General features: G+C 71.3%; 13 protein-coding genes and 1 tRNA gene. 5 read left to right on the top strand and 9 right to left on the bottom strand.

Features of this window, described 5'->3' with window-relative positions; genetic code table 11:
- Positions 1–59: 59 nt before the first annotated feature.
- On the top strand, positions 60–1,142 hold the full coding sequence (locus ACIA5G_RS21720) for an aldo/keto reductase (RefSeq protein ID WP_395925828.1): 1,083 nt from the start codon (positions 60–62) through the stop codon (positions 1,140–1,142).
- Here the strand turns inward: ACIA5G_RS21720 and ACIA5G_RS21715 are convergent.
- Both ACIA5G_RS21715 and ACIA5G_RS21710 read right to left on the bottom strand, forming a co-directional pair.
- Entirely contained in the window at positions 1,136–1,906 is a 771-nt protein-coding gene (locus tag ACIA5G_RS21715) for an NAD(P)-binding domain-containing protein (RefSeq protein ID WP_395925826.1), read from the bottom strand. The genes ACIA5G_RS21720 and ACIA5G_RS21715 overlap by 7 nt on opposite strands.
- Positions 1,907–1,914: 8 nt before the next feature.
- Positions 1,915–2,832 (bottom strand): helix-turn-helix domain-containing protein, encoded by a 918-nt coding sequence (locus ACIA5G_RS21710; protein ID WP_395925824.1) that lies wholly within the window; start codon positions 2,830–2,832, stop codon positions 1,915–1,917.
- Between the two features lie 70 nt (positions 2,833–2,902).
- Here ACIA5G_RS21710 and ACIA5G_RS21705 point away from each other — a divergent pair, with 70 nt between their 5' ends.
- Positions 2,903–3,844, top strand: a complete 942-nt coding sequence (locus tag ACIA5G_RS21705; RefSeq protein ID WP_395925822.1) for an NAD(P)H-binding protein — start codon at positions 2,903–2,905, stop codon at positions 3,842–3,844.
- 3 nt (positions 3,845–3,847) lie between these two features.
- On the opposite strand, the gene ACIA5G_RS21700 is transcribed toward ACIA5G_RS21705, so the two are convergent.
- Positions 3,848–3,921 (bottom strand) — tRNA-Leu (locus ACIA5G_RS21700).
- Positions 3,922–4,019: 98 nt separating this feature from the next.
- Here ACIA5G_RS21700 and ACIA5G_RS21695 point away from each other — a divergent pair.
- Positions 4,020–4,241 (top strand): DUF3618 domain-containing protein, encoded by a 222-nt coding sequence (locus ACIA5G_RS21695; RefSeq protein WP_395925820.1) that lies wholly within the window; start codon positions 4,020–4,022, stop codon positions 4,239–4,241.
- 3 nt (positions 4,242–4,244) lie between these two features.
- Here ACIA5G_RS21695 and ACIA5G_RS21690 read toward each other — a convergent pair whose 3' ends face one another.
- Both ACIA5G_RS21690 and ACIA5G_RS21685 read right to left on the bottom strand, forming a co-directional pair.
- Entirely contained in the window at positions 4,245–4,682 is a 438-nt protein-coding gene (locus ACIA5G_RS21690; RefSeq protein ID WP_395926499.1) for a hypothetical protein, read from the bottom strand.
- 209 nt (positions 4,683–4,891) lie between these two features.
- Positions 4,892–5,449, bottom strand: a complete 558-nt coding sequence (locus ACIA5G_RS21685) for a TetR/AcrR family transcriptional regulator (RefSeq protein ID WP_395926497.1) — start codon at positions 5,447–5,449, stop codon at positions 4,892–4,894.
- Between the two features lie 116 nt (positions 5,450–5,565).
- Between ACIA5G_RS21685 and ACIA5G_RS21680 the strand changes: the two genes are divergently transcribed.
- A complete protein-coding gene (locus ACIA5G_RS21680) occupies positions 5,566–7,023 on the top strand; it encodes a flavin-containing monooxygenase (protein WP_395925818.1) in 1,458 nt (485 codons plus the stop codon).
- Positions 7,024–7,095: 72 nt separating this feature from the next.
- Here ACIA5G_RS21680 and ACIA5G_RS21675 read toward each other — a convergent pair whose 3' ends face one another.
- The 3 genes from ACIA5G_RS21675 to ACIA5G_RS21665 all read right to left on the bottom strand — a co-directional run bounded on the left by ACIA5G_RS21675 (position 7,096) and on the right by ACIA5G_RS21665 (position 11,734).
- Positions 7,096–7,566: a helix-turn-helix domain-containing protein gene (locus tag ACIA5G_RS21675; protein ID WP_395925816.1), complete on the bottom strand. Its 471-nt coding sequence runs from the start codon at positions 7,564–7,566 to the stop codon at positions 7,096–7,098.
- 200 nt (positions 7,567–7,766) lie between these two features.
- A complete protein-coding gene (locus ACIA5G_RS21670) occupies positions 7,767–9,437 on the bottom strand; it encodes an LCP family protein (RefSeq protein WP_395925814.1) in 1,671 nt (556 codons plus the stop codon).
- A 143-nt stretch (positions 9,438–9,580) separates the two neighbouring features.
- Positions 9,581–11,734, bottom strand: coding sequence for a phospholipase (locus ACIA5G_RS21665; RefSeq protein WP_395925812.1), 2,154 nt, complete (start codon positions 11,732–11,734; stop codon positions 9,581–9,583).
- Between the two features lie 167 nt (positions 11,735–11,901).
- On the opposite strand from ACIA5G_RS21665, the gene ACIA5G_RS21660 reads away from it, so the two are divergent.
- Positions 11,902–13,209, top strand: a complete 1,308-nt coding sequence (locus ACIA5G_RS21660; RefSeq protein WP_395925810.1) for a hypothetical protein — start codon at positions 11,902–11,904, stop codon at positions 13,207–13,209.
- On the opposite strand, the gene ACIA5G_RS21655 is transcribed toward ACIA5G_RS21660, so the two are convergent.
- Entirely contained in the window at positions 13,187–14,608 is a 1,422-nt protein-coding gene (locus ACIA5G_RS21655) for a GGDEF domain-containing protein (protein ID WP_395925808.1), read from the bottom strand. The two genes, ACIA5G_RS21660 and ACIA5G_RS21655, sit on opposite strands and share 23 nt — an antisense overlap.
- Between the last annotated feature and the right edge of the window lie 183 nt (positions 14,609–14,791).

Genomic DNA, 14,791 nt, shown 5'->3' with positions numbered 1-14,791 from the left:
CTGTACTGGGGTAACGCGGTTTCCTGGAGTTAGCGAATCCGATCCCCAAGGAGAGTTTCATGCCACTCGACCACTACGTCACCCTCGGCCGATCCGGTCTGCGGGTCAGCCCGTTCGCCCTCGGCGCGATGACCTTCGGCGAGGACCCGGGCGGTGCCGGCTGCAGTGTCGAGGAGTCCGAGAAGATCCTCGCGACCTACCTCGACTTCGGCGGGAACTTCGTCGACACGGCCAACTTCTACACCAACGGCCACTCGGAGAAGATCCTCGGCGACTTTTTCGCCGCCCAGCCGGGCCGCCGCGATCGTGTGGTGCTGGCGTCCAAGTTCTTCGGCAACATGTTCCCCGGCGACCCGAACGGCGGCGGTGCGGGCCGCGCGTCGATCATCGCGCAGCTCGAGCAGACGCTTCGCCGCCTGCGGACGGACCACCTCGACCTCTACTGGCTGCACAACTGGGACCGCAGCACCCCGATCGAAGAGACCATGCGGACCCTCGACGACCTCGTGCGCGCGGGCAAGATCCGCTACGTCGGCTTCTCCAACACCCCCGCGTGGGTCACCGCGCAGGCCCAGACGACGGCGCTGCTGCGGGGCTGGACGCCGCTGGTCGCGTTGCAGGTCGAGTACTCGCTGCTGGCGCGCACGGTCGAAGGTGAGCTCGCCCCGTTCGCGCTCGACCAGGGCATCGCGCTGACCCCGTGGAGCCCGCTGAAGAACGGCTTCCTGTCCGGCAAGTACCGCCGCGGCGCCGACGTCGCCGATTCGGCCCGCTCGGCTTTTGTGGGCGGCCCGACCGAGGACGAGTACGCCGTGCTCGACGCGGTCGCCTCGGTCGCGGCCGAGCTGGGGACGACGTCCGCGGCGGTGTCGCTGGCCTGGCTGCGGGCGCGGCCGGGCACCGTCGTCCCGATCGTCGGCGCGCGGCGGCTGGAGCACCTGACCGGCAACCTCGCCGGGCTGGACGTCACGCTGACACCCGCGCACCTCGCGACGCTGGACGAGGTTTCGGCGCCGGCGCTGGACTACCCGGCCCCGATGCACGGCGCCCAGCGCGCGATGCTGCAGTTCGCGGGCGCGACGGTCGACGGCGAACCGTCCACTGTGTACCCGCCGCTGCTGCAGAGCGACGTCCGCTACTGACCCTTCACGCGGGCGAGGACGTCGTCGAGACCGCGCCGCACGAGGTCGGGCACCCCGTCGCGCCGCAGGCCGGCCAGGAACTGCTCGTTGATGCCGCCCGGCGTCATGTGCTTGCCGGCCAGCTCGCCGAGCGTGCCTTCGTGGCGGGCGAGGGTGCGGCCGAGTTCGCCGTAGACGTGGGCGACGTAGCCGTCCGCGTCCTGGGGATCGACGCCGTGCTCGGCCATCCAGCTCGCGATCGTCGCGAGCTGGTCGAGGTGCGCGGCGAAGGTGGACGTCGCCGCGCTGAAGGTGTTCAAGGTCGGCTCGTCACCGGGGACGACGACGTCGCCGACACTCTCGAACAGCGCCCGCGCGACGGCGTCGTCGGGGTACATCGCGGTGCGGCTCGCGGCGCGGGCCGCCGTCGGCAGCGGGATGGACCGGACGATCCGCCCGGCCGGGGAAACCCACTCGCTCAGCTGCGCCAGACCAACTCCGGCGACCGCGCTCACCACGACGTGCTCCGGCCGGAACGCCAGCTGCGCCAGCACTTCCTGGGCGACCTGCGGCCGCACGGCCACGACGACCGCCTCCGCGGCGTCGAGCACTTCCTGGTTGCTGCCGCACACCCGCACGTTCGGGAACCGCGCGGCCAGGTTGTGCGCGACGTCGTGGTTGCGTGGGGAAAGGACGATCGGAGGGGGATCGGTGACGCCGGTGCTGAGGCCTTCGACGATGGCGGCCGCGATCTCGCCGGCACCCACGAACCCGTAGGACTGCATGGCGAACCCTAACCGCGGAAGGTGCGGCGGTAGGTGTCCGGGGGCACGCCGACCGTGCGGTTGAAGTGCCGCCGCAACGTTGTCGCGGTGCCCATGCCGACCGCCTCCGCGATGGTGTCGACGCTGTCACCCGTCTTCTCCAGCAGTTCCTGGGCCCGCCGGATCCGCTGGGTGAGCAGCCACTGCAACGGCGTGGTGCCGGTGACCGTCCGGAAGTGGCGGCCCAGGTGGCGGGAGCTGAGGTTCGCCCGGCGCGCGAGGTCCTCCACGGTGAGCGGCCGGTCGAGCCGGGCCGTCGCCCAGGGGAGCAGCTCGGTCAGGGGATGGTCTTCGCGCGCGGGCACCGGAGCGGTGACGTACTGGGCCTGGCCACCCGCCCGGTGCGGCGGCACGACCAGCCGGCGGGCGACGGTGTTGGCGGCCGCCGAGCCGTGGTCGGCGCGGACCAGGTGCAGGCACAGGTCCATCGCGGCGGCCTTGCCCGCCGAGGTGAGCACACTGCCGTTGTCGACGTAGAGGACGTCCGGGTCCACGGTGACCGCGGGATAGCGCGCGGCCAGGGCGTCGGTGTGCGCCCAGTGCGTGGTCGCGCGCCGCCCGTCCAGCAGGCCGGCGGCGGCCAGCACGAACGCGCCGGTGCACAGCGACGCGACCCGCGCCCCGGCCTCGTGGGCCGCGCGGACCGCGTCGACCAGGTCGGCGGGCGGATCGGCGTCGACGTCGGCCCACCCGGGCACGAGCACGGTCCCGGCGCGCGCCAGCCGGTCGAGCCCGTGGTCCGGCTCGAGGCGGAACCGCCCGACCTGCACCGGCCCCGAGCCGCAGACGGCGAAGTCGTAGCGGCGGTCCTCGCCGAACACCTCGGTGGCGATGGTCAGCTCGAAGGACAGCATCCCGTCGGTGGCGGCGAGCGCAACTGCGTGCATGTCCGAAAGTGTACGCATCACGGCGTTCCGGACACTGGTAGCGCGTCGTGGGCGTCACGAGGATGGCGTCATGACTTCAGTACTGGTTTACGGCGCTTACGGACACACCGGGCGCTTCGTGGTGGACGAGCTGCGCGCCCGCGGGTTCGAGCCGGTCCTTTCCGGCCGTGACGCGGCCAAACTGCCCACGGGAAGACCGGCCTCGGTGGACGACCCGGCCGCGCTCGACCGCGCCTTCGACGGCGTCTCGGCGGTGATCAACACCGCGGGCCCGTTCGCCGCGACGGCCGTCCCGGTGATCGAGGCGGCCGTGCGCGCCGGCGTCCCGTACGTCGACGTCGCGGCCGAGGTCGAAGCCAACCTCGACACGTTCGCGCTGGACGTGCCCGTCCCGGTGGTGCCCGCGATGGCGTTCTTCGGCGGCCTGGGCGACCTCCTGGCCACGGCGGCGATGGGCGACTGGACGTCGGCCGACGAGGTCCACGTCGCCTACGGGCTGAGCGGCTGGCACCCCACGCCTGGCACCCTCTCCGCGGGCCGGGTCTCGCGGCAGCGCCGCGACGGCAGGCGCATCCGGTACGCGGGCGGCCGGCTGGAGCACCGCGACGACCCGCTGCCGACGCTGGACTGGGCGTTCCCCGAACCGCTGGGCACCCGGCCGGTGCTCGGCGAGTTCACGATGGCCGACGTCGTCACGATCCCGCGTCACCTCGACGTCCCGGACGTGACGACGTACATGACGGTCGACGCGGCGAAGGACCTTTCGGCGGCGAACGAACGCGACTCGGCCGAGACGTTCGTGGTCGACGTCGTGGTGCGTTCGGGTGGCGAGGAGCGCCGCGCGGTGGCGCGGGGCAAGGACATCTACGCGGTCAGCGCGCCGCTCGCGGTCGAAGCGGTGGAGCGGATCCTGACCGGCCGCTCGCGGCTGAAGGGCGTCGCGACGGCGGGGGAGATGTTCGACGCCCCCGGCTTCCTGCGGGCGCTGGCGCCGCACATCACGGTGGACTAGGGGTGGGCCCGGAGAGACTCGAACTCTCACTGGCATGGACCTAAACCATGTGCCTCTGCCAATTGGGCTACGGGCCCCCAGCAGTTGGCAGCCTAGCGTGCGGCGTGGCCCCTGCGGCGACGGCCGGGGCGTCGACTAAGTTGTCGCTGGAAGCACCTTGCGGCGAGGAGGACACGTGGCCCGCGATCCCGAGACGATCGAGCGTGAGATCGAGCAGGCTAGGACCGCCTTGGCGGCGACGCTCGACCAGCTGACCGTCAAGGCCGACCCGAAGAAGCTCGCGGAGTCGGCGAAGGACGGCGTGCGCGCCAAGCTGGACAACCCCAAGGTCAAGTACCCGCTGATCGGCGCGGGTGTGCTCGTGCTCGTCCTGCTGGTGCGCAAGCTCCTCAAGTAGCGCTCAGGCGCGAGCCTGCTCGACCGGCGCCTTGGTCTCCGTGGCCGGCGCCGGTGCGGGCTCGGCCTTGCGGTCCTCGACCGCCTTCGGGAGCTGCTTGCTCGGCGGCAGCGCCGGCTTCTTGTCCGCCGGAGCCGGAGCCGGCTCTTCGGTCTGCTGCTTCGGCACACTGCCGGGCGGCGGGACCTCGAGCGGCGGCAGCTTCGGGAGCGTCAGCCGGGCCGTCATGTACGCGCTGGTGAAGTCCAGCGCACTGCCGTTGAGCAGGTGCACCACCGTCGCCCGGCCCTCACCACCGAGCTCCTCGACCAGCTGGTCGGCCCGGTCCCGCGCGGCGATGATGCCGGGCGCCCGGGCGGTCAGCTCCTTGCCGTGGCCGCTGACCGTGATCGCCCAGTCGGCGTCCTCCTGGACGTACGTCGCCGTGATCGCTTCCACCATCTGCCTCACGCCCCTCTCCATGCCATCACAACCGTGACGCGGTCGCCGCGATTCCATGACGCTGCTTTTCGGAACACGCTGTCCGCGCCCCCTCTCGGCCGTGAAGGTCCAGCACACTTTCTACCGTGTCATCAGTACCGTAGAGCAACTCTGTGTCACACGACACGACAGCGCTGAGTAACGACCGAATGGCCTAATGCACGCGCAGGTTACCGTGCACGGCTCCGCAGGCCGCTCCACAGCACGTCCATGGCGTATTCGGTGGCCGTTTCGGGGTTCACCTCATCGTGTCGCTCGCACCAGATTGCGAGCCGTTCGCACGCTCCGACCACGAATTCCGCGGCCGCTTCGGCCCTCAGGTCGTCCCCGCTGTCGAAGTAGCCGCTCATCAGTGCGGCGATCAGGTCGGTCTGCTGACGGCGGGTCTCCTCGACCTCGTCGGCAGCCGGCGTGCCGATCAGCGCCATTTCGTGTCGCAGCAGCGACCACGCCTCGCGCCGCTCCTGGATGAAGACGAAGAACGCCAGCAGGCCGCGCCGCAGCGCGTCCTCGGCGGTGGCCGCGCCGACGGTCGCCTGCTCGGTGACTTCGCGCAGCACCGCGCGCGACTCCCGGATGCAGGCCAGCAGCAGGCCTTCCTTCGAGTTGAAGTACTCGTAGAGCATCGGCTTCGAGACGCCCACGAGCTCGGCGATCTCGTCCATCGACGCCGCCGCGTAGCCGCGTGCCGAAAAGACCTGTTCGGCGACCTCGATCATCTGCCGCATCCGCTCGGCCCGGGGCATGCGCTTGCGCTTCGCGGTGGTCACGAGCAACACTCTACCGGTAGTAACCTACTCAAAGTAAGATGGACGACGGGTAACAGGCAATCGAGAGGACTGGCATGGGCAACCGCACGGAGACCGGGGTCGTCATCGTCGGGACCGGGTTCTCCGGTCTGGGCATGGCGATCCAGCTGCGCAAGGAGGGGCGCGACGACTTCGTCATCCTCGAGAAGGCGCACGACGTCGGCGGCACCTGGCGCGACAACAGCTACCCCGGGTGCGCCTGCGACATCCCGTCGCACATGTACTCGTTCTCCTTCGAGCAGAACCCGGGCTGGTCGCGGGCCTATTCGCCGCAGCCGGAGATCTGGCGCTACATGCGCGAGGTCGCCGACAAGCACGACCTGCGCCGGTTCGTGCGGTTCGGCCGGGAGATGACCGGCGCCCGCTGGGACGGCGACGAGAACCGCTGGCACGTCACCACGAAGGGCGGTGACGAGTTCGTCGCGCACGCGCTGGTCGCCGGGGTCGGCGCGCTGCACCTGCCGCAGATCCCGGAACTGCCCGGGATCGAGAACTTCGCCGGGCCGGCGTTCCACTCCGCGCAGTGGCGCCACGACGTCGACCTCGCCGGCAAGAAGGTCGCCGTGATCGGCACCGGCGCCAGCGCCGTCCAGTTCGTGCCGAAGATCGCACCCGACGTCGAGGAGCTGACGCTCTTCCAGCGCACCCCGCCGTGGATCATGCCGAAGGCCGACCACGAGATGTCCGGGCGCACCCGCGCGCTGTTCAAGGCGTTCCCGCCGGCCCAGCGCGCCTACCGCAACCTGCTCTACTGGATGCTCGAAGCCCGTGCGATCGGCTTCAACGGCCAGTCGTGGGTGATGAAGGTCGGCCAGCAGCTCGCCAAGCGCAACATCGACCGCGCGATCACCGACCCGGCGCTGCGGCGCAAGGTCACCCCGGACTACACCATGGGCTGCAAGCGGGTGCTCATCTCCAACGACTACTACCCGGCGCTGGCCCGGGACAACGTCGACGTGGTGACCGACGGTGTCAAGGAGGTCCGCGAGCACAGCGTCGTCGACACCGCGGGCGTCGAGCACGAGGTCGACACGATCATCTACGGCACCGGCTTCCACGTCACCGACGCCTTCGACGACCTGGAGATCGTCGGCCGTGACGGGCGCAACCTCGGCAAGGAGTGGGCGACCGAGGGGATGCGGACGCACCTGGGCATCACCGTCGCGGGCTTCCCGAACCTGTTCTTCCTGCTCGGGCCGAACACCGGCCTCGGGCACAACTCCGTCGTCTTCATGATCGAGGCCCAAATCTCCTACGTCGCCGAGGCGCTGCGGCTGGCCCGAGGCAAGGCCATCGAACCGAAGCCGGAGGTGCAGGAACGGTTCAACACCGACATCCAGCGCAAGCTGGCGAAGGGCATCTGGACGCGCGGGGGCTGCAAGAGCTGGTACCTGGACGCGAAGGGCGTCAACCGGACGATCTGGCCGGGCTTCACCTGGCGGTACTGGCTGGACACGCGGAAGGTGCGGCGCGAGGACTTCCTGGTCGGCTGACCCGGGCCGGTCGTGAAGGGCACCCTCATGGACTTGAGAGCCAGGAGGGTGCCCTTCACATCGGGACCGGGATCAGCGGGAGGCGTAGCGGCGGAGGCGGGCGATCAGGTCGACGGTCGGCAGCTCGCACAGCTCGGCCATGCGCTCCAGCGCCGGCAGGTCGAGCGCGACTTCGCCGGCGCCCTGGTCGCCGGCCTGACGCAGGCGATCTTCGGCCCAGCGGCGCAGCGAGAGCAGGTCCGACGGGGCGTCGGCGACCACCTTGCGCAGGTCGACGCGGACCCGGCCGGGCTCGTCGACGAACACGCGGCGGTGCACCTTCGCCAGCAGGTCCTGGGGAAGCTCGTCCATCGCGACGCACAGCTCGACCAGCCGCACCACGGAACACTGTCTGGTGCCCAGTTCGTAGGTGGCCAGCGTCTGCAGCGAGATCTCGCTCTGCAGGTGCTGGTTCAGCTCCTTGCGCGTCCACCCTCGGCTGCGCCTGAGCTTGCGGAGCTCGTCCCCGAGTATCCGCTGATAGTCCTCGGCGTCGATCAGCACATCAATGTCCCCTGCCGTGCTCCTCCACGGCACCCGCACGGACGTGACAGTCCGGTGCGCGTGCACCCTCACGTGTATGTAAGTGCGCAGGTCCCCGCGCATTACGCGGATTCGGGCATGTCTTTGATACCGATTGTGCGAGTTAGGCCGAACGGGTTAACGGCGGATGGCCGTACCGTGCAAATTGCAGACGTCGTGACTCAGTTGACGCAGGGAACGCCTTCGGCCGTGATCGGTTTGTCCGCTTCGGCGGCCGGCGGAGCGGCCTGCGACGTCGGCGCCGCGGCGGCTCCGGCCCCGCTGCCGGAGCTGGCGTTCGAGCTCGAACCCTCGTAGTCGGCGCCGAGGAACACCATCACGTGTCCGGACTGGACGCTCTTGTCCTCCTGGATCGTCGGCGAGCCGCCGAGCGCGTCCGCGACGGTCTGACCGGCGTCCTTGCCGCCCTTCGGCACCCAGATCACGGTGGTCTTGCGCGCGGTCGCGTTCGCCGTGTCGCCGGAGGTGAAGCCCTTGCTCTCGAGGGTCTTGGCGACACTCGCGGCCAAGCCGGTCTTGCCGGACGCGTTGCGGACGTCGACCGTGGTCGCCTTGTTCGCGGGGTCGGCCTGCTGGGCCGGCGGCGCCGTCTGGCCCGGCTGCGGCCCGGCGAGCCCCTGCACGAACTCCTTCACCTCGGCCGGGTCGACCTGGATGGCGGAGCCGTCTTCGGGGGTCTTGTAGTCGATGTTCTTCACCGGGATGGTGCGGAACTCGAGCTGGCCGCCGGTCAGGCCCTTCATCTGCTGGGCGAACCCGAAGATGTCCCAGTTCTGGTTGAGCACGACCGACTTCTTGATCGCGTCGATCAGGTCGTTGAGCTTGCCCGGGTTGGTCAGCGTGCCCGCCGAGAGCACCTTGCGGGCCATGCCGGCCATGAACACCTGCTGCCGAACGACCCGGTCGAGGTCGCCGTTGGGCAGGCCGTGGCGCTGCCGGACGAACTCGAGCGCCTCGACGCCGGAGATCGTGTGCTGGCCCTTGGTGAAGTTCGCGCCGGAGTACTGGTCCTTCACGGTGTTGTTCAGGCAGACGTCGACCCCGCCGATGGCCTTGGTGATTTCGCTGAAGCCGAGCAGGTTCACCGCGGCGTAGTTGTCGATGGTCGACCCGGTGAGCTTCTCGACGGTCTGGATGAGCTCCTTCGCCCCGGCCTGGTTGGCCTGGACGTCGAGCTGCTTGGGGTCGCTGACCCCCTGGGCCTGCAGGTCCTTGCGGGCCGACAGCATCGCGCGGGCGTACGCCGAGTTGATCTTGTGCTTGCCGTAACCGCCGGGGATGTCGACGTAGGTGTCGCGCGGCAGCGAGATCGCGACGGCCTTGCTGCCGTCGTTCGGGATGTGCACGAAGATCAGCGAGTCGGTGTTGAGCTCGCCGTCGGCCTCGCCGGCCCGCAGCTGGTCGAGCACCTCGCGCGACAGGGGGTTGCCCTGGGCGTCGGTGCGGCTGTCCAGGCCGACCAGCAGGATGTCACGGGCGCCGTCGGCGGGCTTTTCGCCACCGCCGCCGTCGCTGATCACGTTGGCGTAGTTCAGCCCGTTGACCAGGCCCTGCATCGCGGCCCAGGCGTAGCCGGTCAGGCCCATCACCAGCAGCGAGACGACGGCCAGCGAGATCTTCGCGCCGCGGAAGGAGTTGCGGCGGGCCCGCGGGGCCGGGCGCGGTTCGGGACGGCGGGGCGGCGCCGCGCGGCGCGCGTCCACCGGTTCGCGGCGAGGTGCGGGGCGGCGCGGCGGCGGGGTGCCGCGCCGGGCGTCGTCCCGGCCTGGCTCCTCCTGCCAGGGCCGGGCGGGGCGGCGGCCGCCTTGCCCGTTCCGAGGCGGGTGATCCACGCGGGTCACTCCTCACTGCGTAGTTCCGTGGTCTCCAGGTTGGGACGCATGGTGCCTTCCCCTGGTTGCCGTAGCGTTACACATCCCCCTCCGAATGTGTCGCGCACCACCCAGTTTCCCGCATGTTCGCCGGTTTCGCCTGGTCAGGGCGTCGCATTCGCCGGTCGGCGGGCCGGCAGCAGGGTGCCGGCCGCGGCGAGCAGGGCGAACGCGGCCGTCACGGCGTGCAGCGTGACGCCGAGGAAGCCGGGCGTGCTGCCGTCGGCGGCGAACAGCAGCGAGGGTGCGCAGGCGAGCGCGGTGGCGAGCCAGGTGCCGGTGGCCGCGCCGGCCCCGAGCCGGATCGTGTGCAGCAGGAACACCCCGAGCAGTAGGTGCACCAGGCTCTGGATCGGGTCGAGCCGCAGGCCCAGCAGGTCGGCGTCGGCAGCCACCCCGCCGAAGCGGGTCAGTGCGAAGCCGAAGACGCCGAGCGTCGCGTAGCCGATGCCCAACCCGGCCGCGGCGCGGGTCAGCACCGCCGCCCGGCGGCCGGGGAGCTCGGCCGCGCGCTGCCGCGGTCCGTCGTGGCTGTGCCGCTCGAACCACCAGAAGACGAGCGTCGCGGGCACCGCGAGCAGCCCCACGGCGACCAGCGTGCGCGGCCGGACCAGCCAGCTCAGCCCGTCGGCGATCCGGCCGGGGAGGTAGACGACGGCGACCAGCAGCAGCATCGCGGCGAGGAAGGCCAGGTAGAGGCTCATCGGCGCGCGCAGCACGAACCGGCAGGCGGTGGCGACGCCGGGCCGTCGCGCCAGCCGCGTCAGCGGGCCGGCCAGCAGCCCGAGCAGGCCCAGCTGGACCAGGCCGAGCAGCAGCACGCCCCACGGCGGGGCCGAGAACGCGGCCGGGGCGCCCGGGCTGCCGAGCAGGACGGGTGGCCCGGCCCGCAGGACACTCGCCACGGCGAGCCCCGCAACACCGGTTGCGGCGGCCGCGGCGAGAAGACGTCGAGACGGGCGTACGCCGTCGGCGTGCGCGAAGGCGAGTTGCTGGGCGAGGAGCGCGAGAGCGAATGTCGCGGCGTAGCGCGGCAACGGCGAGCCGGACCAGTTCGCGGTGACTTCGCCGGCGACGACCAGCGCGAGCAGCCCGGCGCCCGCGCTCACCGGCGCCCGGCGGTGCAGGGCCAGCAGCGGCGGCGCGCAGACGATCGTCAGCAGGTAGACCCCGAGCAGCCAGAGCGGGTGCAGGGCGATCCGCATGACCGTGGCCGTCGTCCCGGCCGGGATGCCGAGGAGCTCGAGCGCGAGCGGCGTCAGCAGCGCGACGACGGCGAAGATCAACGCCGGCCGCAGCAGCGGGCTGGCGCGTTCGGCCAGGTAGTGGCGGTAGCCGCCGCCGGCGGCCTGCTCGGTGCGCCAGCCGGCCGCGTTGGCGTGACCGCCGGCGAAGTAGATCAACGGCGTGAGCTGGGCGAGCCAGGTCAGCGGCCAGAGGGCCGTCTCGGCTGCGCCTGCCCAGTGCGCGAGCGCCGTCACCGATTCGCCGAGCAGCAGGAGGACAACCCCGCCGGCGCCGAGCAGCGCCCAGTTGGTGACCGACGCCGGGGTGGCGGCGGGTGCGGGGACCGTGGCCTGGCGGCGGGTGTGCAGCCAGCCGCGCAGTCGGAACACCAGCAGGCAGCCGATCACCAGCACACCGGCGACCATCGGGCCGATCGGGTCGCCGACCGGCGGGCCCCAGCGCTGGTGCCACGAGTTGACCACCAGCCCGGCCGAATAGAGCGAAGCGACGATCCGGCAGGTGCCCGCGGAGTCCATCGGGTTGAGGTCGCAGGCGTGGTGCATGTCGGTGGAGAGCCGGTTGTCCAGCGCCTCGCGGACCTCAGGCCCGAGCGGGTGGCCCTTGCGGTCGGCGTACCGCAGCAGGTCGTACCCGAGGTCGTGGGACTTGCACGGCACGGCGTAGTCCCACTTCGTGTTGTCGTCACCCCACGGCGTCGAGCAGCCGCCGTCGACGTGCACGGCGCGGATCGTGCCGTCGCGGGCCGGCAGCACACCCGGGGTGACGCCGCTGAGCGCGGTGAAGTCCTTCGGCAGCCGCGCGAGCGCGTCGGGGTGCGGACCGGGGTGGACCAGCGCCTCGATCGCGTTCTGCGCGGCGAGGACGTCACCGGTCGGCGGGCCCTGGTCCGGCGGGGACGCCGGGCGCGAGGCGATCAGCCCGAACGCGAACACCACCAGCAGGACCAGCAGCAGCCAGCCGGACGTCGACCAGGGTCGGCGGACACGAGGCGGCTCGGTCGGGGCTGGCATGGGTTCAAGGGTGCCAGCCCGGTCGCGGAGCCGACATGGGGACAACCCCAGGGTTTCACCGCGGCTTTCCCCTAAGCTGCCCGGTCGGCTGCCCGTTCTTACGTTCCGCCGAGCCGCGCCCCGCCGGACAATGGCACCAGGGGGCACGGCGACCAGGAGGGCGTCCAGTGGGCTCGACCGATCCCGGCGGCGGACGGGCCGCCGTCCCCGTGGAGAACACGGTGCGCGCGCTGCGCCACCTGGCTCCTGATGCTTTGTTGCGTGAGGCGCGGTCTCCGGAGCTGCGCGAGCTGGCCCGGGTTTTGCGTGCGGCCTCGCCGGCTTCGCTGGCCCGGAGTCATTCCCGGCTGGTGGGGCGGGTGGTGCTGGCCCACGAGCTGCGCGCCCTCGACCGGGCGATGACGGGGTTGTTCGGCGTCGAGTGCCCGGAATCGGCCCGCCTGGTCCGGGCGGCTCGGTTCAGCGGAACCCGGCGGGCGGGCCGCCGGGCGGGGCCGCTGCTCGACCGGTTGCGGGCGGAGGCGGGATTGCGGGCGGCGGCGTCGGGCTGGGCGGAGGTCACCGGGCGCCGGCTCTTGGCCGGGGAGCTGCGTGGGGTTGCGGCGGTGCCGTCGGGAGAGGACGGGCTGCTGGCCGCGGAGCTGGCGGTGGCGGCGGTGCTGCCCCGGCCGGACTTCGGCGACTGCGGACCGGGAGGTGGGGCTGTGCCGAGTGGCGAGGCTGTGTCGAGCAGCAGTGCTGGGCCCAGCAGTGACGCTGGGCCGGGTGGCTCGGCTGCGGCGAGCGGCGGGGCTGCGCCGAGCGGCCAGGCTGGGCCCGGCGGCGAGGCCGGACCGGGTGGCTCGGCTGCGGCGAGCGGCGGGGCTGCGCCGAGCGGCCAGGCTGGGCTCGGCGGCGAGGCCGGACCGGGTGGCTCGGCTGCGGCGAGCGGCGGGGCTGCGTCGAGCGGCCAGGCTGGGCTCGGCGGCGAGGCCGGACCGGGTGGCTCGGCTGCGGCGAGCGGCGGGGCTGCGTCGAGCGGCCAGGCTGGGCCTGGCAGCGAGGCCGGACCGGGTGGCTCGGCTGCGCCGGGCGGCAAAGCTGGACCAAGCGAGCCCGCTCCCGGCACCAGCGCCTTCCTCGACGTCCGCTCACTGCACGTCGGCGACACCGGCTTCCGCGTCGACGTCGAAGCCGGCACCCCGGTCGAACTCGTCCACGACGGCGGCGCCCTCACCCTGCGGGCCCTCTGGTGGAACGGCCTCGGCCGGGTCACCGACGATCTCGGGCACGAGTACCTCATCCTCGCCAAGGACCCCGCCGGCACCGGCACCGTCCGTCACTGGTGCCATCCCCGCCCGGCTCCGGGCGCGCGGGTTCTGCGGCTGGAGTCCGCCGGTTACCGCGGTGAGCGGCTGCGGCTGGACCCCGCGTCGCCGGGGACGTTCGCCGACGTGCTCGTCAAGCTCGAGCTCACGGTGCGGCTGGGGGCGTGAGGCCGGGGCCGTCCGGGGCGAAGCAGACCTGGTCGCGGCCGTTTTCCTTGGCCAGGTAAACCGCGGCGTCGGCGGATTGGAGGAGGCGCTCGAGGTTGTCGCCGTGGCGGGGGTGGCGGGCGACGCCGATGGAAGTCGTGCGGTCGGCGATCGTGGCCGGGTCGCCGCGTTTGTCCGTTGTCACGATATGCAACTTGGCAATCGCAACACGTATGCGCTCGGCGGCGTCCCAGGTGGCGTCTTCGTCGATGTCCGGGAGCAGAATGAGGAATTCCTCACCACCGAAACGGCCGACCAAGTCGCTCGGTCTCGTCACTTCGTCGAGCGTTTGCGCAACGGTGCGGAGCACGTCGTCACCCGCCGGATGTCCATAGGTGTCGTTAATCCACTTGAAGTGGTCGAGATCGACCATCAGGAGCGCCAGTTGATCACCCGATCGAGCGGTCCGTTCGAGTGCCCGCTCGGCCGACTCCGACCAGCCGCGCATGTTGAGAATGCCGGTTTTCGGGTCCGTCCGGACGTCGTTCTGGAGCTGGTCGAGTTCCGCGAGGCGATTGAAGACCACCGTCGCCACGGCCATCACGACGACCATCGGCGGGACGACGGCGAGGAGGATCGCGGTCACCGCGCCGAGGCCGATGGTGACCGCTTCGAGAAGGTTGTCGGCCGGGCTCCCCAGTACGTTACGCAAGGTCGGCTCGGACGAAAGCCCGAGCGCCAGTGCGCCGCCGACGTAGAGGATCTGGATGGCTTCGTAGACGACGCCGGTGAGCACGATGGTGCCCGCCTCGTGCCAGAACGTGCCCCAGCCGGGCTGGCCCAGCAGGTGCGGCCCGAGCGCGGTGTAGGTGAGGTGGGCGACCGCGCCGGCCAGGCCGTGGGTGATCGACGAGAAAATGAAGTTGTGGGCCGGCCTTCGCGCGATGAACCAGTGTTGCAGGCGAATGAGGAAAACGACGAGCAGGGTCAGCGGAACCGGCAGGATCAATGCGGCGGAAAACGTCCAGACGGCGGTGAGGTCGATCAGCACCTTTTTGGTGCGGTTTCGCCGGCGCTCTTCCTGGCGCTGCGTGAGCTGAATGTGCACGGTGGCACCGAGGGCCAGAATTCCGAAATTGATCCAGTCGTGCCCGCCCGGGATCGCGGAACGGGAGAACGCGAGTGCGAGCACGGCGACCGCGACGACCTCGAGCCCGAGCATGAATCCGATCAGCACCGGCGGGCGGCGCCAGAGCGCCCAGTTGCCGGGCAGATACGGATGGTCGCGCCCGGCGGTCCGGGGTGGACCGCCTGCCGGTTCGGCGCGCTCGTTCACCGGCGGGCTCGCGGCCGGTCCCCGCGCCCGCCGGGCGGCGGGCCCGCCGGCGGCGGACGGGTCGTCGTCTGGTCCGGGATGCAATTGGTCACCTCCTTTCCAGCCTAGCCGCGGACTTGAGTAATCTCATCGGTACCTGCCAGAGTGTTGACGCATTCCGTGGTTGGGTATCATCCTTCAGCAACGCCAACCACCGGGTTGTCGGCCGAACTGCCGGTAACTCGGCTCAAACGGTTGTTCATGCTTCCCAAGATGGAGGTGGACCAG

Origin of the sequence: Amycolatopsis sp. NPDC051758, assembly GCF_044453095.1 — a bacterium.
In the GTDB taxonomy this organism is placed as follows: domain Bacteria; phylum Actinomycetota; class Actinomycetes; order Mycobacteriales; family Pseudonocardiaceae; genus Amycolatopsis.
The sequence above is the reverse complement of the archived record's forward strand: the minus strand, read 5'-3'. Positions and strand labels throughout refer to the sequence as shown.

Excerpts from the sequence above, each read along its gene's own strand:
- ACIA5G_RS21690 (WP_395926499.1), bottom strand. The coding sequence starts at position 4,682 with ATGGTGGAAGCGATCACGGCGACGTACGTCCAGGAGGACGCCGACTGG.
- ACIA5G_RS21715 (WP_395925826.1), bottom strand. The coding sequence starts at position 1,906 with ATGCAGTCCTACGGGTTCGTGGGTGCCGGCGAGATCGCGGCCGCCATC.
- ACIA5G_RS21685 (WP_395926497.1), bottom strand. The coding sequence starts at position 5,449 with ATGCGGCAGATGATCGAGGTCGCCGAACAGGTCTTTTCGGCACGCGGC.
- ACIA5G_RS21710 (WP_395925824.1), bottom strand. The coding sequence starts at position 2,832 with ATGCACGCAGTTGCGCTCGCCGCCACCGACGGGATGCTGTCCTTCGAG.
- ACIA5G_RS21705 (WP_395925822.1), top strand. The coding sequence starts at position 2,903 with ATGACTTCAGTACTGGTTTACGGCGCTTACGGACACACCGGGCGCTTC.
- ACIA5G_RS21720 (WP_395925828.1), top strand. The coding sequence starts at position 60 with ATGCCACTCGACCACTACGTCACCCTCGGCCGATCCGGTCTGCGGGTC.
- ACIA5G_RS21680 (WP_395925818.1), top strand. The coding sequence starts at position 5,566 with ATGGGCAACCGCACGGAGACCGGGGTCGTCATCGTCGGGACCGGGTTC.
- ACIA5G_RS21665 (WP_395925812.1), bottom strand. The coding sequence starts at position 11,734 with ATGCCAGCCCCGACCGAGCCGCCTCGTGTCCGCCGACCCTGGTCGACG.